The sequence below is a fragment of the Kitasatospora sp. MAA4 genome, assembly GCF_029893355.1.
Classification (GTDB): domain Bacteria; phylum Actinomycetota; class Actinomycetes; order Streptomycetales; family Streptomycetaceae; genus Kitasatospora.
On record NZ_JARZAI010000002.1, the window covers coordinates 146194 to 170897 of the forward strand.

19 protein-coding genes are annotated in these 24704 nt (G+C 71.9%); 8 read left to right on the top strand and 11 right to left on the bottom strand.

Going from position 1 to position 24704, the window contains the following annotated elements:
* The first annotated feature begins 2 nt into the window (after positions 1–2).
* The 3 genes from P3T37_RS03030 to P3T37_RS03040 are packed head-to-tail and all read left to right on the top strand — an operon-like array spanning position 3 to position 4323.
* Positions 3–1598 carry an AMP-binding protein gene (locus P3T37_RS03030; RefSeq protein ID WP_280721809.1) on the top strand — a complete coding sequence of 532 codons (1596 nt, stop codon included), beginning with the start codon at positions 3–5 and terminating at the stop codon, positions 1596–1598.
* A gap of 44 nt (positions 1599–1642) precedes the next feature.
* Positions 1643–3028 carry a salicylate synthase gene (locus P3T37_RS03035; RefSeq protein WP_280721810.1) on the top strand — a complete coding sequence of 462 codons (1386 nt, stop codon included), beginning with the start codon at positions 1643–1645 and terminating at the stop codon, positions 3026–3028.
* A gap of 29 nt (positions 3029–3057) precedes the next feature.
* Positions 3058–4323: a cation:proton antiporter gene (locus tag P3T37_RS03040; protein WP_280721811.1), complete on the top strand. Its 1266-nt coding sequence runs from the start codon at positions 3058–3060 to the stop codon at positions 4321–4323.
* Here the strand turns inward: P3T37_RS03040 and lgt are convergent.
* From lgt to P3T37_RS03055, 3 genes are all read right to left on the bottom strand, one after another.
* Positions 4258–5100, bottom strand: a complete 843-nt coding sequence (lgt, locus tag P3T37_RS03045; protein ID WP_280721812.1) for a prolipoprotein diacylglyceryl transferase — start codon at positions 5098–5100, stop codon at positions 4258–4260. The two genes, P3T37_RS03040 and lgt, sit on opposite strands and share 66 nt — an antisense overlap.
* A gap of 87 nt (positions 5101–5187) precedes the next feature.
* Positions 5188–5775, bottom strand: coding sequence for a hypothetical protein (locus P3T37_RS03050; RefSeq protein WP_280721813.1), 588 nt, complete (start codon positions 5773–5775; stop codon positions 5188–5190).
* Positions 5772–7283 carry an alkaline phosphatase family protein gene (locus tag P3T37_RS03055; RefSeq protein ID WP_280721814.1) on the bottom strand — a complete coding sequence of 504 codons (1512 nt, stop codon included), beginning with the start codon at positions 7281–7283 and terminating at the stop codon, positions 5772–5774. The genes P3T37_RS03050 and P3T37_RS03055 overlap by 4 nt, the downstream gene beginning before the upstream one ends.
* Positions 7284–7595: 312 nt before the next feature.
* Between P3T37_RS03055 and P3T37_RS03060 the strand changes: the two genes are divergently transcribed.
* A complete protein-coding gene (locus tag P3T37_RS03060) occupies positions 7596–9236 on the top strand; it encodes an LCP family protein (protein WP_280721815.1) in 1641 nt (546 codons plus the stop codon).
* A 22-nt stretch (positions 9237–9258) separates the two neighbouring features.
* On the opposite strand, the gene P3T37_RS03065 is transcribed toward P3T37_RS03060, so the two are convergent.
* From P3T37_RS03065 to P3T37_RS03085, 5 genes are all read right to left on the bottom strand, one after another.
* Positions 9259–10542 (bottom strand): LCP family protein, encoded by a 1284-nt coding sequence (locus P3T37_RS03065; protein ID WP_280721816.1) that lies wholly within the window; start codon positions 10540–10542, stop codon positions 9259–9261.
* A 130-nt stretch (positions 10543–10672) separates the two neighbouring features.
* Entirely contained in the window at positions 10673–10951 is a 279-nt protein-coding gene (locus tag P3T37_RS03070) for a hypothetical protein (RefSeq protein ID WP_280721817.1), read from the bottom strand.
* Between the two features lie 106 nt (positions 10952–11057).
* A complete protein-coding gene (locus P3T37_RS03075; protein WP_280721818.1) occupies positions 11058–17312 on the bottom strand; it encodes an RHS repeat-associated core domain-containing protein in 6255 nt (2084 codons plus the stop codon).
* A gap of 458 nt (positions 17313–17770) precedes the next feature.
* Positions 17771–18250 (bottom strand): NUDIX domain-containing protein, encoded by a 480-nt coding sequence (locus P3T37_RS03080; protein ID WP_280721819.1) that lies wholly within the window; start codon positions 18248–18250, stop codon positions 17771–17773.
* Entirely contained in the window at positions 18247–19734 is a 1488-nt protein-coding gene (locus tag P3T37_RS03085) for an SDR family oxidoreductase (protein ID WP_280721820.1), read from the bottom strand. Before P3T37_RS03085 ends, P3T37_RS03080 begins: the two co-directional genes overlap by 4 nt.
* Positions 19735–19846: 112 nt before the next feature.
* Between P3T37_RS03085 and P3T37_RS03090 the strand changes: the two genes are divergently transcribed.
* Positions 19847–20806: a 2-hydroxyacid dehydrogenase gene (locus tag P3T37_RS03090; protein WP_280721821.1), complete on the top strand. Its 960-nt coding sequence runs from the start codon at positions 19847–19849 to the stop codon at positions 20804–20806.
* On the opposite strand, the gene P3T37_RS03095 is transcribed toward P3T37_RS03090, so the two are convergent.
* Together P3T37_RS03095 and P3T37_RS03100 are read right to left on the bottom strand one after the other, a co-directional pair.
* Positions 20807–21445 (bottom strand): hypothetical protein, encoded by a 639-nt coding sequence (locus P3T37_RS03095; protein ID WP_280721822.1) that lies wholly within the window; start codon positions 21443–21445, stop codon positions 20807–20809.
* Between the two features lie 113 nt (positions 21446–21558).
* Positions 21559–22032, bottom strand: a complete 474-nt coding sequence (locus P3T37_RS03100) for a VOC family protein (RefSeq protein ID WP_280721823.1) — start codon at positions 22030–22032, stop codon at positions 21559–21561.
* 203 nt (positions 22033–22235) lie between these two features.
* Here P3T37_RS03100 and P3T37_RS03105 point away from each other — a divergent pair, with 203 nt between their 5' ends.
* The 3 genes from P3T37_RS03105 (at position 22236) to P3T37_RS03115 (ending at position 24080) form a co-directional block, all read left to right on the top strand.
* Positions 22236–22460, top strand: a complete 225-nt coding sequence (locus P3T37_RS03105; RefSeq protein ID WP_280722106.1) for a hypothetical protein — start codon at positions 22236–22238, stop codon at positions 22458–22460.
* Between the two features lie 20 nt (positions 22461–22480).
* Complete coding sequence (locus tag P3T37_RS03110; protein WP_280721824.1) at positions 22481–23731, top strand: flotillin family protein; 1251 nt, start codon at positions 22481–22483, stop codon at positions 23729–23731.
* 85 nt (positions 23732–23816) lie between these two features.
* Positions 23817–24080, top strand: a complete 264-nt coding sequence (locus P3T37_RS03115; protein ID WP_280721825.1) for a dsRBD fold-containing protein — start codon at positions 23817–23819, stop codon at positions 24078–24080.
* A gap of 59 nt (positions 24081–24139) precedes the next feature.
* On the opposite strand, the gene P3T37_RS03120 is transcribed toward P3T37_RS03115, so the two are convergent.
* Positions 24140–24610 (bottom strand): hypothetical protein, encoded by a 471-nt coding sequence (locus P3T37_RS03120; protein ID WP_280721826.1) that lies wholly within the window; start codon positions 24608–24610, stop codon positions 24140–24142.
* Positions 24611–24704 lie beyond the last annotated feature (94 nt).

Here is a 24704-nt window from a genome sequence, read left to right on the forward strand (position 1 = left end):
GGATGAAACGTAGAGCGGACACCCTTGATGCAGTCCTGCGTGCGCAGGCCCGGCGCCTCCCCGAGCGGACGGCGCTGGTCTCCCCGGAGCGACGGGTCGGCTATCGCGAGCTCGACGCCGCCGTCGGGCGGCTGGCAGGCCGGTTGGCCGCCCTGGGGCTGGCCGCCGGTGACCGTGTGGTCGTCCACCTCCCGAACAGTATCGAATTCATACTTCTTATTTTCTCTCTTTTTCGACTCGGTGTGATTCCCGTCCTGGCCCTGCCCGGACATCGGAGAAACGAGATCGATCATCTGTGTAAGATGGCGGAGGCGGTCGGTTACGTCATCCCGGACAGCTGTGCCGGATTCGACTACACCACCCTGGCGGAGGCCGTTCGCGAGGGAAATCCGGGGTTGCGCCATGTCATCGTCGCCGGGCATCCGGACGGCGATCTCGATGAGCTATTCCTGCCGTCAGGCGGTTCCGCACTTCCCTCTTATCGACCGGAATCGGAATTCCCCGATCCCAGGTCGGAGGGCCTGGCCCTGCTCCTCCTGTCGGGCGGGACGACGGGTGCGCCAAAACTCATTCCCCGCACGCATCGGGACTACCTCTACAACATCCGCGAGAGCGCGGCGGTCTGCGGGCTCGACACGGACACCGTCTATCTGGCGGCCCTGCCGGCCGCGCACAACTTCGCCCTCGGCTGCCCCGGCGTGCTGGGCACTCTGGCCGTCGGCGGCACCGTCGTGCTGGCTCCGGACGCCTCGCCCGACCAGGCGTTCCCGCTGATCGCCCGCGAGCGGGTGACGGTCTCCGCGCTCACCCCGCCGCTCCTCACGCTCTGGCTGGCGGAGGCCGCCTGGACGGACGCCGACCTCTCCAGCCTGCGCCTGCTCCAGGTCGGCGGCGCGCGGTTGGGCCGGGCCGAGGCCGCCCGGGTCGGACCCGAACTGGGCTGCCGGCTCCAGCAGGTGTTCGGCATGGCCGAGGGCCTGCTCTGCTTCACCCGGCCCGACGACCCCGAGGAGACCGTGCTCACCACCCAGGGCCGCCCGCTCTCCGCGGCGGACCAACTGCGGGTGGTGGACGGCGAGGAGCGCGAGGTGGCGCCCGGCGAGGTCGGCGAACTGCTGGTCCGCGGCCCGTACACGGTCCGCGGCTACTACCGGGCAGCCGAGTACAACGCCACCGCCTTCACGGCGGACGGCTACTACCGCACCGGCGACCTGGTGCGGATCACCCCGACCGGCCACCTGGTGGTCGAGGGGCGGGTCAAGGACGTCATCAACCGCGGCGGGGAGAAGGTGCCGGCCGCCGAGGTCGAGGACCACCTGTCGGCGCACCCGTCGGTCGCCCAGGCCGCGCTGGTCGGCATGCCGGACCAGCTGCTCGGCGAGCGGTCCTGCGCGTACGTGGTGCCGCACGGGACCGCGCCCACGCTGCCCGAGCTGTCCGCCTTCCTGCGCGAACGGGGGCTGGCCGCCTACAAGTTGCCCGACCGGCTCGAAGTCGTGCCCGCCCTCCCGCGGACCGGCGCGGGCAAGGTCGACAAGCGCGAACTCGCGACCGGTATCGCCGCGAGACTGCGGGCCGAACGCCTCGCACGCACCTGAACTCGCACGCACCTGAATCCGAAGAGCCGCCAGGGAGAGACACCATGACTCCACGCCAGTGCTACCGGGAGACCGAGGTCGACGCTCCGTACGACCCGCTGCTCATGGCCGCGCGACTGGCCAGGGCCCACCGCGGCGAGACGCACGTGCTCTACGAGCAGGGCGACACGTGGTACGTCGGTCTCGGGGTGCTGGCGGAGATCCGGGTGGACCGGCAGCACGTCCACTACGCCTGCGGGACGGACCGGCGCAGCGTCGCCTGGCAGGGGAATCCGTTGCGCGTGGTGGCCGCCCTGCTGGACGAACTGCCGGTGGAGGGCTGGCGCGCCTGCGGCTGGGCGGCCTTCGAGCTCGCCGCCGCGCTGGCCGGCGGGCACCCGGGCAGTGCCTCGACTCCTTTGCTGCACCTGGTCGTTCCCAGGGACGAGGTGCGGATCACGGCCGGCCGCGCGCTGCTGCGCACCTCCGCGGAGGACGCGCAGGCCCGGCTCGCCGCGCTACTCGCCGAGGCGCCCGCCGAGTCCGAGGCGCCCGCCGAGTCCGAGGTGCCCGCCGAGTCCGAGGTGCCCGCCGAGCACGTCCGGGCGGGCGGGCTGCCCGGCCTCGACCTGGCGGCCGACGGCGGGCAGTACCGCAAACTGGTGGCCGAGGCGGTGGCCGACATCGCCGCGGGCGCCTTCGACAAGGTCGTGCTCAGCAGGGTCGTCCCGCTGCCCGGCCCGATCGACCTGGTCGACACCTTCGTACTCGGTCGGCGCCACAACACCCCGGCCCGGTCCTTCCTGCTCGGCATGGACGGCCTGCGGGCGGCCGGCTTCAGCCCGGAGCTGGTCGTCACCGTCTCCGCCGACGGCCTGGTCCGGACCCAGCCGCTGGCGGGCACCCGGGCCCGCACCGACTCCGCCGCCGAGAACCGGCGGCTGCGCGCCGAACTGCTGGGCGACGCCAAGGAGATCCACGAGCACCGGATCTCCGTGGAGGCCGCCCGCGACGAACTCGGCGCCGTGTGCTCGGCGGAGAGCGTCACGGTGGACGAGTTCATGGTCGTCAAGGAGCGCGGCAGCGTGCAGCACCTCGCCTCGCAGCTCTCCGGCCGACTCGCGCCGGGCCTGGACCGCTGGGACGCGTTCGCCGCACTCTTCCCCGCGATCACCGCGACCGGCGTGCCCAAGCCGGCCGCCGTCGCAGCCGTTCGGCAGCACGAACAGGTGGCACGCGAGATGTACGGGGGCGCGGTGCTGGCCGTCGACGCCTCCGGCGTGCTCGATGCCGCCCTGGTGCTGCGCGCCGTGTTCGAGCAGGCTGGACGGGCGTGGCTGCGGGCGGGTGCCGGGATCGTGGCGCAGTCCGTCCCGGCGCGTGAACTGGAGGAGACCTGCGAGAAGTTGCGCAGCGTCGCGGCATATCTGGTACCAGCCGAAGGGCGCTGAAGGGCACTGACGAACGGGAGGGGCGTGCGGTGAACACCGAGCACCTGGCGGCGCAGGCGATCCTCGGCACCGGAGCGATCACCGCGCTGACCGCGCTGGCCGCTCCGGTCTGCCGAAGGCTCGGACAGCCCCTCGTGGTGGGGCAGTTGCTGATCGGCACGGCGCTCGGTCTGCTGCCGGCCCGGGTGACGCAGCTGCTGTTCCCCGCCGAGGTCCTGCCGTTCCTCACCGTCCTGGCCCAACTGGGCCTCGTACTCTTCCTGTTCTCGGTCGGCTACGAGCTCGACCTGCGCGTGCTGCGCAGCCGCCAGCGCGGCGTCCTGCTGGTCTCGGCGGGCAGTCTGCTGCTCCCGCTCGTGCTGGGTGGGCTGTTGGGGTGGGCGCTGTCCGGAGCCGACCTGCTCGGCGCCGCCGCCGGTGTCCGGTCCGGGCCCTCGATCCTCTTCGTGGCCGTGGCGCTGTCCATCACGGCGGTCCCGGTGCTGGCCGGCATCATCCGGGAGCGCGGGCTCACGACGAGCGTCCCCGCCGTGCTGGCGATGACCGCCGCCGGGGTGATCGACGCGATCGGCTGGCTGCTGCTCGCCGTCGCGATCGCGGCCGCCGGCACCGGACGCCAACCCGCCGCCGTGGTGGCCGGGTTCGCCTGCTACCTACTGGTGCTGGCGCTGCTGGTCCGGCCGGCCCTGCGCCGCTGGATGCGCTGGGCCTGGTCGGCCGGGCACGACCGGGCTCCGGTGGTCGTCGCGGTGCTGGCGGTCTCCGCCTGGTGCACCGCGGAGCTCGGACTCCACGTCGTCTTCGGCGCCCTGGCGGTCGGGCTCCTGATGCCCCGCCATGCCGACGGCTCCCGCGACCGGCATCTCCAGCACTCCGTGGAGCAGGCCGGGGCCGTCCTGCTGCCGCTCTTCTTCGTGGTCACCGGACTGTCCGTGCGGATCGGCCAACTGGACGCCGAGGACTGGCTGGTGCTCGCCGTCGTGGTGCTGCTCGGGACGGCCGGGAAGGTCGGCGGCGCGGCGCTGGCGGCGCGGCTGGGCGGACTGGCCCGGCGCGACGCGCTGATCGTCGGGACGCTGCTGAACACCCGGGGCCTGACCGAGCTGATCGCCCTGAACGCGGGCTGGAGCGCCGGCCTGATCGGCCGCCACCTCTACACCGTCCTGGTGCTGATGGCCCTGATCACCACCACGCTGACCGGACCGCTGCTCGCCCTGCTGCACCGCGGCTCACGCAGTCCCGTCACGCTCACCGAGGGTGCTTGCCGGGGCGGGGCGGTTGCGGGTGGCCAGTAGGTAGCCGACGGCGACCAGGAAGAGGAGCAGCGAGGTCCAGTCGTTGAGGCGCAGCCCCAGGATGTGGTTGGCGTGGTCGTCGCGCAGGGCCTCGATCCAGCCGCGCCCGGCGGTGTAGGCGGCGACGTACAGTGCGAACAGCCGCCCGGAGTGCATGCTGAACCGCCGGTCCGCCCACAGCAGCAGGGCGACCACGCCCAGGTCCCAGAGCGACTCGTACAGGAAGGTCGGCTGGTAGGTGGCGATGTCCGGGGTGGCCGCCGGCCGGTGCGCCGGGTCGATGAGCAGGCCCCAGGGCAGGTGGGTGGGGTCGCCGTACAGCTCCTGGTTGAAGTAGTTGCCCCAGCGGCCGATCGCCTGGGCCAGGATCAGGCCGGGGGCGAGGGCGTCCGCGTAGGCGGCCAGCCGGATGCCCCGGCGGCGGCAGCCGATCCAGGCGCCGACCGCTCCGAGCGCGACCGCACCCCAGATGCCGAGGCCGCCGTCCCAGATGTACAGCGCCCTGATCGGCTGCTCACCGGCCTTGAAGTACAGCTCAGGGTCGGTGATCACGTGGTAGAGCCGCCCGCCGACGATCCCGAACGGCACCGCCCAGACCGCGATGTCGGTGATGTCGTCCGGGTTGCCGCCGAGCGCCGACCAGCGCTTGCGGGTCAGCCACAGCGCGGCGGCGATCCCGGCGATGATGCAGAGCGCGTAGGCGCGGATCGGTACCGGCCCCAGGTGCCAGACGCCCCGGGAGGGGCTGGGCAGGTACGCCAGGTGCTGCAGCAGCATGAGGGAGGTGCCTCCAGCGGGCCGAGCGTGGCGGCAGGCCCGCCCCGCGAAGGTCTTCACCGTACCTCGGACACCTGACTGCCTGTGTCAGTCGAGCTCGACCTCGAAGTCCCAGGTGGCCAGCGGCTTGCCCGCGTTGCTCCAGGTCAGCGTGGAGTGGCCCGCGGCGAAGGTCCCGGCCAGGTGGAGGACGGCGTCGTGTCCCGGCCCGGCGGTGGCGGACGCCGCGTCGGCGGTCACCTGCACGGCGTGGCCCAGCTCGTCGCTGACCGCCAGCGCGTCGCCGCTCAGCACCTCGCTGCCCGCCGGGACGCGCAGCGTCACCGTGATGCTGCCCTGGGACTGCGCGGCCGGGGCCGCCCCCGGCGCGGGCGCCGGCAGCGCGAGGTCGGGACCGGTCGCGGTGATCTGCCCCTGCTGCGCGCCGAGGTCGAGATGGACGGCGTCGCCCATCGCGACCAGCTGGGCGTGCCCGGGGGAGGCGGTCGGCACGATCGGCGCCCCCGGGGCGGACGGGATCGCCACCCGGCCCAGGTCCGGCCGGGCCGGCGCGGCCGACGAGCACGCACTCGTCGCGGCGACGAGAAGACCCAGCACAGCAACGGCACCAGGGAGGCGGCGGCCGAGGCCGCGCCCGTGCTGGGCGCGGCCTCGGTCGGTGAAGCGCTGGATCACTTACCGGCTCCGGCCTTCAGACTGTCGTCGACGGCGGTGGCACCGGTGAAGTCGGGTGCCAGCAGCGCGGGTTGGTCCTGCGGCTGCTTGGTGGTGGCGGAGTAGACGCCGTTGCTGCCCAGCGGCGCGGGCGCCACCGCGTGTCCGCCCGGGTTGTTGTAGACGTCCGGACCGAACGGCCGCAGGCCCGGAGTGCCCGCGTAGCCCAGGTGCCCCTGCCCGTCGATGCCGCCCTTGGTGACGTGGAAGAGGTCCTCCATGCTGCGCAGCCAGGAGTAGTGGTTGTACGGCTGGTCGCTGATCGTGCCGGGCTTGACGTAGCGGGAGATCAGCAGCGAGCCGGTGATGCCGCCGCCGGGGGTGGTGTCCTGGCCGAAGGCCTGGTCGCCGGGCTGGCTGGTGTTCGGGCCGGGCAGCTCGTTGCAGCAGGCGATCACGGACTGCGCGGTGTCGGTCGGGGTGTTGAGGGTGGGGTCGGTGTTCCCGGTGTAGTCGCCGGTGGAGTTCCCGTACAGCTTGTACGGCGGGAACGCCTCGTCGAAGGTGATGTCGATCATGCCGTCGTCCTGGAAGGCGGGCGAGGCCATGATCTGCGGGATCCACTTCTCCAGGAACAGGTCCGAGGCGTAGAGGCCGCCCTGGTGGTTGTTCGGGTCGCCGGAGCCGTTGTCGCCCTTGCAGGTGGAGTCGTGCGCGTCCGAGCAGTTGTCCGGGGTGATCCAGGAGAACTGCGGGGTGGTGGACTCGCTCTTCAGGTCCTCGGCCAGCCCGCTCATCGCGTCGTGGCCGGGCTGCGCCGGGCGCCCGTCCAGCGGGACGACCTGCGCGCACTCCTGCGGGTCGTCGATCAGCGAGTGGAACCAGGCCGTCGGGTTGTGCTTGGGCACGTACTGGTCGGCCGCCGTCGCACCGCCCGGGTCCACGACCCCGGCGCCGGACGGGTCTCCGGGGATGCCGCACTTGTACGGGTCCTCGCGGCCGGGCGTGTTGCCCATGTCCTGCATGTACGCCTTCCAGCTGACGTTCTTGTCGTCGAGCTGGTTGAAGAGGGTGTACGTCGAGTCCGGGTAGACGCAGCCCGAGGCCGCGTGCACCTGGCCGTCGGCGGCCGGCGTACCGGGGGAGACGTTCTGGTACTGCGGACAGTCGCCCTGGGTCGCGGGCGCGGGCGCCTGGCCGCTGACCGCGCTGATGTAGTTGTCGAGGCTGTAGTGCCCGGTGCCGTAGTACTGCCGCAGCAGCTCCCCGTACTGCGGCAGGGTCTTCCACAGATAGCTGTTCTGGTTGAGGCCGGTGAACGCGGCTTCGTACGATTTGTTCTCCAGCATGATCATCCACACGTGCTTGATCTTCGGCGGCTGGAAGTTGTGCGACGCAGCTACCGCAGTGCCCGCCCCGCTCCCGCCCACCAGCCCGGCGGCGGCGAGCACCCCCGCCGCCAGCGTCGCCGCGATCCGCGGTCGCCGCGCCGTTCCCATGCGGCCGAGCCGCAGTCCCCTGATTGTCATGACCCCATGCTGGCGAAGCGTTCTACGCGCGTACACCTGTTCGCGTGTAAAACCTGTGTGAACTTCTTCCACTCTGGGCAGGCCTGGATCGCCGACGAACGAACGCAACCAACCGCGCTGATCAAACGTCACACTTCGGTAGTGGGCGCCCGCCGGTCGGCGGGCATGCCGAGAACGCCGGGAACGGCCGGCCTTCTGGATGGGGGAGCACATGATCGGCCACGGCGCGGTCACGTCCGAGCAGCATGAATCCACCGGGGGCCGCAGCCGCTCCCGGCCCCGCACGACGACGCGCCGGGGAGGTGTCCGCCGATGACCGGCATACCCGGAGAGCAGAGCGGCGGCCGCGCCCAGGCCCGCCGGAGCCGTCCGAAACCCCGGCGGCGGGGGCTGCGGATCCTCGCCTACACCAGCGCCGGCCTGGTGCTGGTCACCGCCGGCGCCGGCGCGTACGTCTACCAGACGCTCAGCGGGAACATCCACCACTCCGCGCTGTTCGCCGGCACCTCGGGCGATGCCGGCCACGAGAAGCCGGACGCCTTCGGCCGCACCCCGCTCAACATCCTGGTGATCGGCTCGGACACCCGCGACAACGCGGCCGACTGCCAGATCGGTGGCGACTGCGGCTCGGGCGCCAACGCGGACGTCGAGATGGTCCTGCACGTCTCGGCGGACCGCAGCAACGCCACCGTGATGAGCATCCCGCGCGACACCATGACCCAACTGCCGGGCTGCAACGACGAACAGAACCACACCTCGATGAAGCCCGTCTCGCACGGCCAGATCAACAGCACCCTGGACTACGGCCCGGGCTGCACGGTGGCGGCCGTCCACCAGCTGAGCGGGATCCCGATCGACCACTTCATCACCGTCGACTTCACCGGTGTGGTGAAGATGTCCGACGCGGTGGGCGGCGTGCCCGTCTGCGTCAGCGACGACGTCTACGACGCCAACTCGCACCTCAAGCTGAAGAAGGGCGAGCACACCCTGAAGGGCATGTCCGCCCTGCAGTTCGTCCGCTCCCGGGACGCCTTCGGCGACGGCAGCGACCTGGGCCGCACCGTCACCCAGCACATGTTCATCGGCTCGCTGGTCCGCCAGCTCAAGAGCGCGGGTACCCTCAGCAACCCCGCCGCCGTGTACTCGCTGGCCGACGCCGCCACCAAGGCGCTGACCGTGGACGACGCCCTGAGCGGCATCCCCCAGATGGTCGGTCTGGCGGACGACCTCAACAAGGTGCCCGCCGACCGGATCACCTTCACCACCATGCAGAACGTCCCGGACCCCAGGGACGCGGCCAAGGTGGTGGTCTCACCGGCCGCCAGGAACCTGTTCAACGCGATCACCAACGACCAGTCGCTGACCACCGGCAGCGGCGACAAGTCCAGCGCCGCCGCCCAGGCCACCTCCACGGCCGGCGATCCGGCCGCCCCCGCCACGCCGCCGCCTGCGGCGAAGCCGTCCGGCGCCCCGATCGGCGAGATCGCCGTGCACATCGAGGACGGCAGCAAGGTCACCGGGCGCGGCGTCGCGATCAAGTCGGCGCTGATCGCCCAGGGTTACAGCGCCAGGAGCACCGACGTCAAGGGGCCGGCCAGCGACCGGACCACCGTCGGCTACACCGCCGGCCGCGAGGGCGACGCCCAGGAGGTCGCCGCCTCGCTGGGCCTGCCCGCCACCGCCGTCGTCCCCGGCGCCGGCTCCGGCATCACGCTGACCATCGGCACCGACTGGACCACCGGCACCACCTTCACCGCCGCAGGCGGCGCCGCAGCGACACCGGCGCCCGTCAACACCCAGGCCGCCCTGAGCGACGCCAACTCGGCCACCGCCGACGACGGCAGCAAGTGTGCCCAGGTCAGCCACGAGTACACCGAGAAGATCAACGGCGTCGGCATGACGCCGATCCAGGCCTACGCCAAGTTCCCCAACGTGCCGGACTCCGCGTCTTAGACCGAGCGCCCGCTGAGCGCGGTCAGGGTGCGGAGTCGGGGATCTGCGGGTTGAGGGCGTAGGCGGCGACAGGCGTCCCGAACACCGTGGTGTCCTCGGTCCCGACGGCCACGCAGCCGGTCGGTGCCGCGCCGTTGAGCGGATGCGTGTCTGCTGACGGCGAGGCGCCGGGCGCGGCTGCGGGGGCGGCGAAGTCCTGCGGCCGGACGCCCGCGGCGGCGGCGCCGCGTCCCGTCGGCAGCTTGAGGTACAGCTGCGGCTGACCCTGCGCCGCGGCCGGCGAGGCGGACGGGGACGCCCCCGCGCTCTGCGGCAGCGGCTGGTCGTCGGCCAGCGCCCGGAACACGGCCGGCGCGTCGGGCGCCGGGCTGAGCCAGTTGGCGTTGGCCGGGTAGGGGACGTTGGGCATGGTGATGAAGGTGGTCCGGGCGCTCGGCACGTCGGAGAGCTGCCTGGCCACTGACGTCAGGTTCGTCACCCCGGCCAGCCCGTTGTCGACGGTCAGCGCCTTGGTCGCCGCGTCGGCGAGCTTGTAGAGGGCCACCGGATCGGTCAGCGTGCCGGCGCTCCTGGCCTTCTGCAGCAGCGCCGAGAGGAACACGTGCTGCGCGCTCTCGCGGCCCAGGTCGCCGCCGTCGCCGAAGCCGTGGCGGGTGCGCAGGAACTCCAGCGCCGCCAGGCCCTTGAGCGTGTGGGTGCCCTTGGCGAGCTTCAGGTGCGAGTCCGGGTCGTAGACGTTGTTGTCGACGCAGACGTCGACCCCGCCGACGGCGTCCGACATGCTCACCACACCGGCGAAGTCGACCATCATGAAGTGGTCGATGGGGATGCCGGTCAGGGCGTGGACGGCGGCCACCGTGCAGCCGGGACCGCCGTTCTGGAGGCTGGAGTTGATCTGCACCTGCGCCTGCGCGGGGTAGCTGTGGCCGGTGGCGGGGTCGGTGCAGCTCGGGACGTCCACCACGGTGTCGCGCGGGATGCTCATGATCGTCGCGTCCGTGCGGCCCGCGGAGAGGTGGACGACCATCTCCACGTCGGCGTTGGCGCCGGGCCCGCAGTCGCCACCGATCGCGCAGTCGGCGGCGGAGTCGCGGGTGTCCGAGCCGATCACCAGGATGTTCATCGGGCTCTGACCGGCGCTGTTCTTCGCCTCCGGGCTCTGCGTGCCGGGCGCGAGGTAGAGGGCCGAGTGGTGGATGTCGCCGTTCAGGTGGAAGAAGAGCCAGGTGCCGCCGGCGGCCACCAGCACCACGACGAGTGCCAGCGCGAAGGCGGCCCGGCGCATCCAGCGGTGCCCGTTCGTCATCTCCACCAGCCCCATTCGTTCCAGCGGGGGACGGTCTCCGGAAGCAAGCCCTTCACGCAGCAGGAGGGGAAAACGGCATATCAGCGCCACTGTAGGGTGATCGGCCGCGCCGCGCCTGTTCGGCGAAAGCTCAGCGCGTGCGCCACAGCCGGTAGAGGCCCGCGAGGACGAGCAGCACCCCGGGCACCGAGAGGACGGCGTCCCACAGCAGGCGGTCGCTGCCGGGGATGCGGGCGAGGGTGCAGAGCGCCGTCCCGGAGCCGAGCAGGAGCAGCGGCACGGCCCTGCTGCGCGGCGTGCGCCTCCCCGGGCCCTTTCCGGCCAGGCTGAGCAGCCCGAGGCCGATCAGAGCCAGTGCCAGGGCGAACACGGCGGTGTAACAGATGAGGTCGGCGGTGTGAAGTGACATGTCTGGTCCCGAGCTACCTGGATGATCGCGGTCGGTTTCACCGGTGAGGGTGTCATGGCGGACCGGCGGGGTGGGGGAGGCCCCCACCCCGCCGGTCACTCAGCTGCTACTGGTGCCAGATGTACGCCCAGCACGGGATCCAGGTCCGGTGCCAGCCCCACCACCAGGACCAGTGGGCGAAAAAGTCGACCTCCATGTAGAGGCCGTTGTTCCCGCCGATGTCGTCGATCCAGCTCAGGCCGGCGGCGGAGATGCCCATTTCCGCGCCCACCGCGCCGCACACCGCGGCCGCCGGGGCGCCGATGATGGAGGTGAGCCCCGCCAGGCCGCACGCACCCGCCACGGAGGCGCCGAAGTACAGGCCGTCGATGAGCATCCGGGTGCGGTACTCGCTCGCGTACATGTCGCACCACTTCCAGAAGCTGTTCTGGCCGCACCAACCGCCGTTGCGGCCGTTGGTGCCCGCCAGGTCCAGTCCGGTGACCGGGTTCTGGTCGACGTAGTCGTACGCGGTGGCCGAGCCCTGGAAGACCGGGTCGGTCTGGGCGAAGCGTCCGAGTGCGGGGTTGTAGAGCCGGGCACCCATCAGGATGTCGCCGGTGGGCGTCTCGGCGGAGCGCTGGTCGCCGCCGAGCCACCCGTAGCGGGTGGTGCCGGTGCCCGCGATCGGGTTGCCGTACTCGTCGGTGGCCATCACGACGACCGGGGTGTTGGCGTCGTTGGTGGGCAGCTCCATGGTGACGTCGCCGTGCAGGTCGGTGAGCTGCAGCAGCAGGTCGCCGTTGGCGGAGGCGTAGACGGTGCTCAGGTTCCCGGCGATGTCCTTGATGTCGCGGGTGTAGTGGCCCTGGGCGTCCTCGGTGGTCCAGGCCGGCGAGTCCGAGGTGCCGTCGTAGTGGTCGGTCCGGGCCGCGGTCTGGACCCAACTGCCGGAGGTGTTGGTGGCGTTGGTGGAGGACTTGATCCGGCCGGCCGGGTCGAGCTGCCAGGTGCTCTGGTTGCTGCCCGCGGTCTGCTGGTAGGCCAGGTCGTTGGTGTAGTAGGAGGTGGTGATGCCGTTCGGCTCAGCGGTGTCCCGGCCGAGGGCGTCGTAGGTGTAGCCGGTGTCGGCCAGCCGGTCGGCGCTGTCGTAGCTGTGCGCCGCCGTGCTGCCGCCGCTGGTGGGGCAGGCCGCGTTGGCCGCGCCGACGGCGGTGGTCAGACCGGTCCGGTTGGAGTTCTTGTCGAAGGTGTACTGCCGGCTGGTGCAGGTGCTGATGCCGGCGCTGTTGGCGGGGTGGCTGATCACCGTCTCGGCGACACCGGTCAGCCGGTTGTCGGCGTCGTAGCCGTAGTTGTCGTTGACGCCCAGGCCGCCGGAGGTGGACAGCGCGCGGCTGACCTCCAGCCCGGTGCCGGTGAACCCGGCCTGGTCGGAGACGAGCACGTTGCCGGAGCCGTCGGTGTAGACCCGGGAGGTCGCCTGGCCGGTCTCGTCCGTCGTCACCGTGAGCGCGGTGGAGCCGGGCAGGCTCTCGGTCGCGATGTTCCCGTCGGCGTTGTAGGTGGCGCCGAAGGTACCCGCGTTGGAGTCGGTCTGGCTGGTCACCAGGCCGCGCGGGTCCTTGCTGGTGTCGTAGGTGTAGGTGGTGGTCGACGGCGCCGAGTCGGTGGTCTGGGTCGGCCGGTCCAGCGCGTCGTACTGGACGGTGGAGGTGTTGCTGTTCGCGTCGGTCGAGGAGATGACGCGACCGAGCTGGTCGTAGGCGGTCGTGATGCTCGCGCCGTCCGGCGTGCTGACGGTGCTGGGCAGCCCGGTGCCGGCGTCGTACGCCGTGGTCGAGGTCTGCACCGGCTGGCCGATCCCGCCGGTGACGGCGACCGAGCTCTTCCGTCCGGCCGCGTCGTAGGACGTGGTGGTGGTGCGGGTGACGCCGTTGGCGCTGGTGGCGACGGTGGCCGGGGATCCGTAGAGGTTGTAGGTGGTCGTGGTGGTGGCCCGCTGGGAGGGGTTGGCTCCGCCGCCGGTGATGGCGCCGGCCGGGGAGGTCTGGCAGACCAGGTCGGCCCATTCGGGGTGTCCGCCGCAGGGCGCGCTGCCGGTGGCGGTGTAGTAGCTGGTCAGGGTGGTACCGGCGTCCGAACCGTTCGACGCCGGCTGCGCGTTGGAGATGACGTTGCCGGCCGCGTTGTAGCCGGTGGTGGTGATGATGGCCAGGCCGGCCGGGTCGGTGGTGGTCTTGACGGCCTGTCCGAGCACCCAGTCGTAGCCGGTCGTGGTGGTCTGGGTGTCGGCGTCGGTGCTGTAGCCGGCGATCGCGCTGCCGGTCACGGCGGTGGTCACCGCGTCGGCGATGGTCGCCGAGCCGTCGGTGGGCCGGCCCTCGTCGTAGGTGTTGTGGGTGTGGGTGCGGGCGGCGACCACGGCGCCGGCCGCCAGCGCGGCACTGGTCCCGGAGGCGGCCAGGGCATGCCCCAGGGTCACCTCGTGCAGCGGACCGTAGACGTCGGTCACCTTCTGGTCGGTGCTGTCGTAGACCTTCTCGGTGGACAGCAGGGCCGCGCGCTGGGCCGTGGTCATGGCGGCCAGGCCGAGCACGTTGAGCTCGTTGGTCGTGCTCGGCGCGAGCGCGAGTTCACGGTTGGCGGCGGTCAGCTGGCCGACCGTGCGTCCGACACTGTCGATGTAGGTGGTGCTGATGTGCCCACCAGGGGTGGCCGTGTCGGACTCCCGACCGCCGGCGTCCAGGTAGTGCACGGTGGCCCGCGTGTAGGACCCCGAACCCAGGTTGCCGGTACCGGTGTTGGAGCTCGGCACCTGGTCCGCCGGGAAGACGGCCGTGGCGTCGGTGGGGGCGTCGGACTGGTTCCAGCCTGCCACGTCGGTGCTGCCCATGGCGTTGGGACCGCCGGCGGCGGTGGTCAGCGGCACGTCGTAGACCACGGTGGTCGTGGCGGTGCCGTTGGTCTGGCTCGCCGAACCCGGCGTCAGCGTCGGGCGCGAGGCGCTCAGCAGGCGTCCGGTGTTGGTGTCGCCGGAGGTGCCGGCGGTGCCGTAGGTCAGCGTCCAGGGGAGCTGGCCGGCCGGCGTCAGGCCGGTGATGTGTCCCGCCGTGTCGTACCCGTAGGTGACCGGGAGGGTCGGGCTGATCCGCGGGTCCCACTCCTGGCGCAGCAGGCCGGTGGAGTCGTAGGCGTAGCGGGCGACCGCGGTGGAGGTCTCCGTACCCAGGGACGGATCGGTGGCCCAGAGCGCGACCGTCGAACCCTGTCCGGTGTAGTCGCCGAACGTGCCGCTGGTGGTGCCGGTGGCGGTGGTCGCGGTGGCGTAGTCGAGCTCCAGCACCCGGCAGCCGACCGCCGGCGTGGCCGGGGTCAGGCAGGAGCCGGCCAGGTCGGAGATGGCCGAGGTGGGCGCCGCGATCCGGGCCAGCCGCATGGTGGTGGTGCCACCGGTGGTCACCGAGTCGAAGCGGTAGCGCACCGCGGTGCCGGTGCCGCCCGGGCTGGTCGAACTGACGGCCCAGACACCGGCCGTGGTGCTCGACCTGGTGAAGACGGTGACGGTGCCCGCGTTGTCGGTGAGCGTGTAGGCGTCCGCCGAGCTGTTGTAGCTCAGGGTGAACGAGCCGGCTCCCGGCTCGGGGCTCCACGAGCCGTCGGCGTTCTCGGTGAACGACACCTGCGCGCCGGCCCCCTCGACCAGCGAGACCGCGGTGGAGGTCACCGGCCGGATCTCGGTGTAGTCCGTCAGCGCGGTGAGCGAGGCACCGGTCAGCGACCAGCCGGGGCCGAACGCGGAGACCTGGCCGGCCGGCGTGGTGCCCTGCGGGGTGCGGGAGTCCGCCGTCCGGCCGATCGACATGCCGAACGCGGAGGCGTCGGTGGCGGAGAGCGTGAGGTCACCCGTGGACAGGTTGAGCGAACCCGGGCCCACCTGTGAGGTGGAACTCTGCGAGGCGACCCGGTCGAGCGTCGCGGAGACGGCCGAGGAGTCGTGGGTCCCCGAGGAGGTGTCCGTGAACTCGGCCCGCAGTTGCAGCGAGCCGTCGTCGCCCAGGGTGGTGGCGGCGTCCCAGACCAGCGGCGCGGAGACCTCGTTGGTGACGGCGACCGGCCAGGCGGACAGCGTGTTGCCGCCGGAGGTCACGTTGGCGGGCGGGATGTCGCTCCAGCTGTCGCTGGCGGAGCGGCGGTACTGGAACTTGACGGACTGCCAGGTCGAGGACGAGGCGGCCGAGGTCAGCGTCAGCCGCCGGTCGGTGCGGGCGCCGGAAATCGGCGAGGTCACCGCGCCGCTGCCCGCGTCGAAGGAGTAGACCGTCGGCGCCGACAGGTTGCCGGCCAGGTCCCGGGTGGTGACGGTCAGCGTGTGCGGGCCGTCGGTGGCCGGGGTGGCGCTCACGACGACCGCGCTGCCCGTGGTGGGCACGGAGGTCTGCACACCGGCGTCCAGCTGCCACACGACGGCGGCGGTGTCGGTGCCGCCGGTCGGCGGGGTGAGGGTGAAGTTGCCCGACTGCCCGGCGCCCTTGGCCCAGGCACCCGCGGGGTAGTCCGTCGAGGAGACGGTCGAGGTGCCGGGCAGGGTGGTGTCGACCGTGAAGACCAGGCCGTTGGGGACGGTCTGGCGCGCCCACAGCGAGCCGCTGTAGCCCCACGGCCAGGCCGTGTAGGTGTGGCCGTTGACCAGCTTGCCGGCCGGGACGGTGGCGCTGGAGATGCCGCCGGAGGCGGTCCAGGCACCGTTCAGGTTGGCGATGACCTCGGTGTTGCCGCCGCTCGTGGTGTCGTAGACGTTCCACTGCGCCATCACGTTGCCGCCGTCGGCGTCCGTGACGTTCGCCTGGAGCTGCGGGGTGGTGGTGTTGCTGTAGAGCGTGGTGGTCGAGCCGGTGGTGGCCGAGACGCCCGGAGCGACGTTCGGCGTGGAGGCCATCGGGTACGAGGCGTAGTTCACCGACAGGTACGGGACGTCGGTGCCGTTGTTGGCCGAGTAGAAGCGCTTCCAGCTGTTGGAGTCGCTCTCGTTGGTCGCCTTCAGGCCGATGTTGGCGTAGTTGTACCCGTGGTCACCCGCGTACTGCAGGAAGGTCGACGGGTCGATCGACACCCAGCCGGGGGCTATCGAGCCGCCGCAGGAGGACGGGTAGCCCGCGGTCTGCGTGGTGGTGGCGTACTTCGTGGTCCAGGAGGGCTGGTTGGTCCACACCGTCGCCGTGCTCGCGGCGTTGGTCTGCCACAACTCCCAGGAGTTCTGGGTGCAGTTGGAGGACCAGTACTCGTACAGGTTGAGCGAGGAGGAGAGGATCTTGGTGTTGTCCAGCTGCTGCACCGGGAACTGCAGGAACGACCGCGCCACGTCGCCGCCGCCGTTGTAGGTGCCCAGCTTGAGGTCGGTCGAGGCGTACTGCGGGGTGGTGTAGCTGATCTGGGCGAAGGTGTCGAGCACCGTGGACAGGCTGGTGGACGGGTCGACGGTGACCGGGTACTGGGTCTTCGGATCCGTCAGGAAGGCCGCGTCCGGGGTGAGCGTGAGGTTCACGGTGTCACCGGTCTGGACCATGGCCATCTTCACCGGCGCCTGGTGCAGGTGCTCCAGCGACTTGGCGTCGACCGCCGAGTCCCACATCAGCGGTGCCGGGATGCTGCCGGCCGGCTGGCCCTTGGCGTCGGTGAAGGTCACCGAGCCGTCGGCGGCCTGCTTGGCCGTCAGGCCCTTGGCCGAGATCGGGACGGTGAAGGAGTAGCCCGCCGCAGGACGGCTCCTGAGGACGACGTTCTCCTCGAAGCCGGTCCGGGTGGCCTGCATCGTCAGGTCCGCGCCTGGCGTGACGTTGGCGTACGTCGCGGTGTCGCCGTGCAGCGACGGCTTGGGGAGGGTGCCCTGCCAGCCCACCGCGACGTTGTGGTCGCCGGTGCCCTCGCTCGCGAGCGCACCGTTTCCGCCGCCGGCCAGCTTCAGGCCGGACGGGTGCGCCTTGGGCGCGACCGAGCCGTCGGAGGCGGTCTGCAGGGTGGTGTCGATGTCGCTCCAGCCGCTGCCCTGCTGGAAGCGGATCGGCGCGGCGTAGGCCTGCGTGGTCAGCGTGCCGTCCGGGTTGGCCCAGGTGGTGGACTGCGCGCTGCGCTGGCTCAGGACCTCGACCTTGGCCTTGCGCAGCCGCGCGGTCGCGATCGCCGACGGCAGGTCGGCGGCCGAGAGCGGCCCGGACGGGGTCTTGGCCGGGGTCGGGGCCGCTGTCGCGGCCGGCCGCTTGGCGGGCTGGGCGGCGACCGCCTGCCCGGTGGCCGAGACCGTGACGGCGGCCTCGACCGCCATGAGCAGGGCGACTGCTCCCGCAAGGGTCCGCAGCTGCGAACTCCCTGTTCGGTGTTTCACCAGGAGTACCTCCGAGGCGACCGGGCGTCGGATCGCCCGGTGATCAAGCAGTTCCTACCGGGTCGTCACCTGCGGTGTCCATGTCCCCACGGAGGGCAAAAAGCGCTGGTCAGGCGGGGTGTTCACGGGGTGTTCACGCGAGCCGCACGGTCCCGTTGTGATCGACTCAGGGCAGATGTCCGCATGTGGGGCCCTCGTGGGCTTTTGACCCCTCGCCACCTTCAGGTACCTCTCGGAACTATCCAGCTACCAGTCAGTAGACGGTGATCCGAAAGTGATCACACTGGGTCAGGAGTCGTGATCATTTAGCCGCGCCGAACTGTCAGGCGCTGACGGAAAACTGCCGCCGCTGCGGCTCTGACCTGCACTGTTGTGAAGGTGAGGGATCGCCCCGGCAGATCGGCCGGGGCGATGCGGAGTTGACTCTCCGTCAGGATCAGGGAGTCAGGAGTCGGGAGTCAGGAGTCGGACTCGGCCTGGCCGCCGACCGGGTACCCGAAGACCTCCGGCGGCAGCGTTACCAGCCCGGGCCGCCAGCGCGACAGCACCCACCCGGACGGCGCGAACAGCGGCTGCGGCAGCGCGTCGGGCGCGAAGCGGTCCCAGCCGCCGCAGGCGTGCGGTTCGGTGACCAGCGCGGGCGCGCCGCAGACCGGCGCGAGCACGGCGGCGGTCAGTCGGGCCCGGCCGTCGAGGTGGTCGAGCAGCACGCCGAGGACCCGCATCCGCCTCGAGGGCAGCACGATCCCGGTCTCCTCGGCCAGCTCCCGGGCGGCGGCCTGCTCGAAGGACTCGCCGCCGTGGTCGACCTTGCCGCCCGGCAGGCCCCAGCTGGGCTGCTCGCCGGCCGTGATCCGGCGCCCGAGCAGCACCCGCCCGTCCGGGGCCGGCACGATCACGCCGACCCCGATCAGCGGCGGCTTGGGCCCGGTGGTCACCAGGGGGAGGGCGCGTAGTCCTTGAGGAAGCACCCGTAGATGTCCTCCCCGAGCTCACCGCGCACGATCGGGTCGTACACCCGGGCGGCACCGTCCACCAGGTCCAGCGGCGCGTGGAAGCCCTCGGCGGCCAGCCGCATCTTGTCCGGGTGCGGGCGCTCGTCGGTGATCCAGCCGGTGTCCACCGCGGTCATCAGGATGCGGTCGGTCTCCAGCATCTCCTTGGCGCTGGTGCGGGTCAGCATGTTCAGCGCGGCCTTGGCCATGTTGGTGTGCGGGTGCCCGGCGCCCTTGTAGCCGCGGCTGAACTGGCCCTCCATCGCGGAGACGTTCACCACGTACTTGCGGTGCGCCTTGGCCGCCGCCATGCTCTGGCGCAGGCGGCTGACCAGCAGGAACGGCGCGGTCATGTTGCACAGCTGCACTTCGAGCAGCTCGATCGGGTCGACCTCGTCGACCGTCTGCACCCAGGTGTTGGTGGCGTCCAGGTCGGGGACCAGGCCGCCGGCGTCGATCGCGGTGCCGGCCTCGATCCGGGCCGGCGAGGCCGAGCCGGTGACCAGCGCGAGCGAGGTGACCTGCTGGGCGGTGAGGCCGTCGTGCGCGCCGTCCGCCTGGCCGGGCAGGGCCGGGCGCTCGACGGCGCCGCTGCCGAAGTGGCCGATCACCTCGGAGGCCGGCAGCTCCCCGGCGGGCAGCGGCGCGGACTCCGCCGCCACCAGCTCCGCGTAGGCGCGCGGGGAGCGGCGCACGGTCTGCGCCGCGTTGTTGATCAGGATGTCGAGCGGGCCCTCGGCTGCCACCGAGTCCGCCAGCGCGATGACCTGGGCGGGGTCGCGCAGGTCGATCCCGACGATCTTCAGCCGGTGCAGCCAGTCCGCGCTGTCGGGCATCTCCTTGAAGCGGCGGATCGCGTCGTTGGGGAAGCGCGTGGTGATGGTGGTGTGCGCGCCGTCGCGCAGCAGCCGCAGCGCGATGTACATGCCGATCTTCGCCCGGCCACCGGTGAGCAGCGCGCGGCGGCCGCTCAGGTCGGCCCGGGCGTCGCGGCGCGAGCGGTTCTCCTTGGCGCACGGCGGGCAGAGCTGGTGGTAGAAGGCGTCCACCTCGATGTAGCGGGTCTTGCAGGTGTAGCAGGAGCGCGGGCGCTGCAGGATGCCGGCGATCTCGGTGGTGGTCGGGGTGGAGAGCCCGAACACGCCCGCGGTCTCGTCGTCGATCCGGCCGGGCGCACCGGTCGCGGTGGCGGCCGTCACGGCGCGGTCGTTGGCCGACTTGGCGGCGCGGGTCTCCTGGCGGCGGCGCTGCTTCACGGTGCGGAAGATGCCGGCGACGGCGCGGCGCACGGTGATCGCGTCCGGGTGGTCGACGTCCAGCTCGTCCAGCTCGGCGAGTACGTCGAGGCAGAACTGCAGGCGCTCCGGGTCGATCCCCGGCCCGAACTCGGTCTCCGTGATGTCCTGCATCTCCTCTGCCGTCGTCATGCCTTCGCTGCTTCCTTCATCCGCTGATCCCACCCGATTACTCGATGAATCGTACGGAGTGCTCAGCGGGAGGCCAAACGGCACCGGCCGCCGGCTCGGTAGATTGCGGACCATGACCGCTGCCACCGCACCCGTCGTCCTGCTGCCCTACCCCGCCGAGTCGATCCCCGGGCTGCCCGCCGACCTGGAGGTGCACCTGTTCGACAACGCCTCCTGCGACGGCCGCCCCGGACCGCCGCCGGCCGAGCTGCTGGCCCGCACCGACGTCCTGGTCGTCCCCTACACCTATCTGCACCCGGGCTCGGTGCTGCCGCTGCTGCCCGCCATGCCCCGGCTGCGGGTGGTGCAGACGCAGACCGCCGGGGTGGACGACATCCTCCCGCACATCCCGGCCGGCGTGACGCTCTGCAACGCCCGCGGCGTGCACGACGCCTCCACCGCCGAGCTCGCCGTCACCCTCGCGCTGGCGGCGCTGCGTGACATCCCCGGCTTCGTCCGAGGCCAGGACGCCGAGCAGTGGCGGGTCGGCTTCTACCCGGCGCTGGCCGACCGGACGGTGCTGATCGTGGGCTACGGCGCGGTCGGCGCGGCGATCGAGGAGCGGCTGCGGCCCTTCGAGTGCGAGGTGCTGCGGGTGGCCAGGTCGGCGCGCAGCGCACCGCACGGGCCGGTGCTGGCGCTCGACGAGCTGCCCGCGCTGCTCCCGCGCGCCGACGTGGTGATCCTGGCGGTGCCGCTGTCGGACGCCACCCGGGGCCTGGTGGACACCGCCTTCCTGGCCGCGATGCCCGACGGCGCCCTGCTGGTGAACGTGGCGCGCGGCCCGGTGGTCGACACCGGCGCGCTGCTGGCCGAGCTGACGTCCGGGCGGCTGCGGGCGGCGCTGGACGTCACCGACCCCGAGCCGCTGCCGGCCGGCCACCCGCTCTGGCACGCGCCCGGGCTGCTGATCAGCCCGCACGTCGGCGGCAGCAGCTCGGCGTTCCTGCCGCGCGCGAAGCGCCTGATCGGAGCCCAGCTGACCCGCTTCGCCAAGGGCGAGCCGCTGGAGAACGTGATCATGAAGGGTTAGCTAGCGCGGGTCGGGCCGGTCGAGGTTCCAGTGGCGGACGACCTGGCAGAACCAGGCCTGGTCGTCGTCACCGCGCGGGATCATCGCGAAGCGGCTGATGGTGCGCTGGCCGCCCTCGTGGTCCCCGTAGAGCAGGTCGATGTTGATCCGCTCGCGGTTCTTCATGCGCTGGATCATCGGTGCGTGGTCGGGGTCGGCCGGGTCGCGGATCGCCGCGTGCCAGAAGCCGATGTCCCCGGGGGCGACGTACAGGTCGCGGGACTGGCGGCGGAACGACTCCGGGGAGGCCGGCCGGCGGTCGGCGTAGGTGGCGTCCTCGGCGAACCGCCAGCCGTGGATCACGCCGAGGCCCGCGCCGACGTTGCGCACCGAGGCGGCGAGGTAGAGCCGGCCGTCCTCGACCCGGACGTACCCGGCGCTGCCGGTCAGGCGCGTCCAGTGGCCGTCCATCCAGATCAGCTTCTGGACCGGGTCGTCCACCCGCGAGGAGATCAGCACCGGGCGCAGCGAGGCCTGGACGGCGCGCTCGGCGGAGAGCGCGGCGCGGTCCGCTGAGCGGATCGAGGCGAACGAGGCGACGGCCAGCACCAGCGTGCCGCCGGCGGTCGCCAGCGAGGAGATGGTCGCCCAGTCAGCCATGGGCGCCGGTCCGCCGATCCACCGCGGCGGATGATCGTATGACAGTCATGGCGGCAGAGTAGGGGAAGACCCTCCGACCTGGTCGGAGGGTCCGACAGATGGGCGGGAGCGGCTCAGCTGCCGCCGCCCATGGCGGCCTTGGCCCGTTCCATCATGTCCTGCGGCGACACGTCCTCGATGTGGGTGGCCACACTCCAGTGGTGCCCGAACGGGTCGGCGAACGAGCCGGAGCGGTCGCCGTAGAACTGGTTGGCCAGCGGCCGCAGCACCGTGGCGCCGTGCGCCAGCGCCGCCTCGAACACCGCGTCGACGTCCGGGACGTAGACGTTCAGCAGCACGGGCGTGCCGCCGATCGTCTTGGGGCTGCGCGCGCCCATCTCCACGTTCTCGTCGGCCAGCATGATCACCGAGTCGCCGATCTGCAGCTCTGCGTGGCCGATCCGGCCGTCCGGCCCCGTCATCCGGTCGCCGCGCTGCTCGGCGCCGAGGACGGTGGTGTAGAAGTCGATCGCGGCGGCCGCGCCGCCGACGAACAGGTACGGCGAGACGCGGGGGTATCCGTCGGGAAGGGGTTTCACAGAGGACATGACAGCTCCTGGTGAGTGGGGACGTGCTCCTCTGCGGCCAGCCTGGCACGGGGGTCCGACGGGTGCAGGGCGGCAGCCGTCCGCGGGTGAGGCGGCGCGGCCCGGTATCCGGAGCGTCGCCTGTCGCGGGAGGCTCTTTTCGTCCCCGCGATCGTTAGATTGGAGGCCGGAGGTTCGGCCGTGGCGGAGGGCGGGTGAGCTTGATGGAGGCGGCGGGCGACGCGGAGCAGAGTCCGGTCGGCGCGGTGGGGCGGGTCACCGTCTCGATCCCCTCCGACGGCCCGGGCGAGGTCCTCGTCCCGGTGCGCGGTGGGACCGAGGCGTTCGCGGCCTGGGCCGATCAACCGATCGCCCGGCATGCCCAGGTCATGGTGGTGGAGCGGACCTCCGCCCGTTCGGTCATCGTCGTCCCCTTCCCGTCCACATAGCTCGTCAGAGGAGTCCCGCGATGTTGTTCTGGCATGTTCCCGCGCCGAACGAGGCGCTGCTGATCTCCGGTTCCAAGCGCCAGGCCCAGGACACCCAGTTCCGGATCGTCACCGGCCACGGCAGCTTCGTGATGCCGATCAAACAGAAGGCCCGGATGCTGTCGCTGGCCCTGCGCGAGGCGGAGATCTCCGAGGACTGCGTCACCCAGCAGGGCATCCGCCTCAACGTCCGTGCCGTGACGGTCTTCAAGGTCGGCGACGACTCGGTGTCCATCTCCAACGCGGCCCGCCGCTTCCTGGCCGAACAGGACCGGATGGAGGAGCTGGTCGGCCGGATCTTCGCGGGCCATCTGCGCTCGATCATCGGCGGCCTGACGGTGGAGCAGATCATCCGCGAGCGCGACCGGGTGGCGCAGGAGGTGAAGGCCGGCAGCCACAACGAGATGGAGAAGCTGGGCATCGTGGTGGACGCCCTGCAGATCCAGGAGATCGAGGACGCCACCGGGTACATCACCAACCTGGCCGCCCCGCACGCCGCCGCGGTGGCCAGCCAAGCCCGGATCGCCCAGGCGCGCTCCGACCAGGAGGCCGCCCAGCGCGAGCAGGAGGCGGCGGCGCTGAAGGCGCAGTACGAGCGGGACACCGCGATCAAGCGGGCCGGCTTCGTGGCCGAGACCGAGCAGGCCAACGCGAGGGCCGCCCAGGCCGGCCCGCTGGCCTCGGCCAAGGCCTCGCAGGAGGTCATCGAGGAGCAGACGGCGCTGGCCCAGCGCCAGGCCAACCTGGCCGCCCAGCGGCTGGAGGCGGAGGTCCGCCGCCCGGCCGACGCGGAGGCCTACCGCCAGCGCACGCTGGCCGAGGCGCAGCGCGACCGGGCGAAGTTCGAGGCGGAGGGCGAGGCCTACCGCCGCACCACGCTGGCCACCGCCGAGGCCCAGGCGATCCGGGTCCAGGCGGACGGCACCGCGTACGCCGAGCGGACCACCGCCGAGGCGCAGGCCGCCGCGAACGACGCCCGGGCGGCCTCGCTCAGGAACGGCAACCAGGAGTTGATCGCCGCCAACCGGGTCGTGGAGAACCTGCCGGCCCTGGTGGACGCGGCGGCCCGGGGCATCGCGGGCTCGAACCTGACCATCCTGAACGGCACCGAGGGCGTCAACCAGGTCGCCGCCGGCATCGTCGGCCAGGGGCTGGCGATCCTGGACGCGCTGAAGCAGTCCACCGGCGCGGTGAGCCGCGCCGCGGCCACCCCGCCGGCTGACCCGAGCTGAGTCCGTCCTGCTGTCCTTGCCGCCCGCGAGGGTCGGGAGGAGGCTGGAGGGAACGGGGTGACGGACCGGGGCCAGGAGGCGCACGATGCACAACGAGTGGAACATCGAGCTGAGCTTCGAGGAGGACGGCACCACGACGGCGTGCGACGCCCGGCTGGTCGGGGTGCGCGCGCCGGCGCTGAACGCCCACGCGGAGTCGGTGCGCAGCGCGGCCGACCGCCCCACCGACCGGATCGGCGAGGAGGTCGCGGCCTCGCGGGCGCTGGACATGCTGGCCCGCAAGCTGCACGCGCAGGCCGACGGTGACATCGAGGACGCGAGCATGCGGCCCGCCTACCTGATCTACTGACCGGCCCGACGCAGGCCCGCAGGCGGGTTCCCCGGCATCCGGAGAACCCGCCCTGTCGCTTACTGCTGGGCGTACGTGCCCGAGCCCGAGGCCTGGCCGGGGATCGGGGCGTTCGGCACGGCGGTCAGCAGCTGGTCGAACTCGTTGCGCCAGTAGCGGTGGATGTTGAGCCGGCGCGGGAACTTCTCGCCGGGGAACTGCAGGTAGATCGAGCTCCACACCCGCGCCCGCTTGATCTTGCTCACCGGGAAGGCGGAGCGCGGGAAGACCGCGACGACCTCGCCCGGGCGGTTGGTCCAGCGGCTGGCGGTGTTCACCACGACCGAGGTGTTGGTGAGCGTCAGGAAGTAGAACTTGCGGGTGAACGCGACCACCAGGCCGACCAGCGGGATCTCGTCGAACAGCGCGTTGAGCCAGGGGCTCGGGCCGGTCTCGGTGTGCACGCAGGCGATGAAGGTCTCACCGGGGGGCGCCACCTGGGAGAGCTTCTCAATGACCTGAGCCTTCTGCTTGGCCCGTCGAATCGCCATGAATCCGTCTTTCTGTTTCAGGTGAGTGCCGCGTGAAAGCGCGGCGAAAGCGGCTGAGATTAGCACCTGCGAGTGGGGTCATGCGATGAATTGT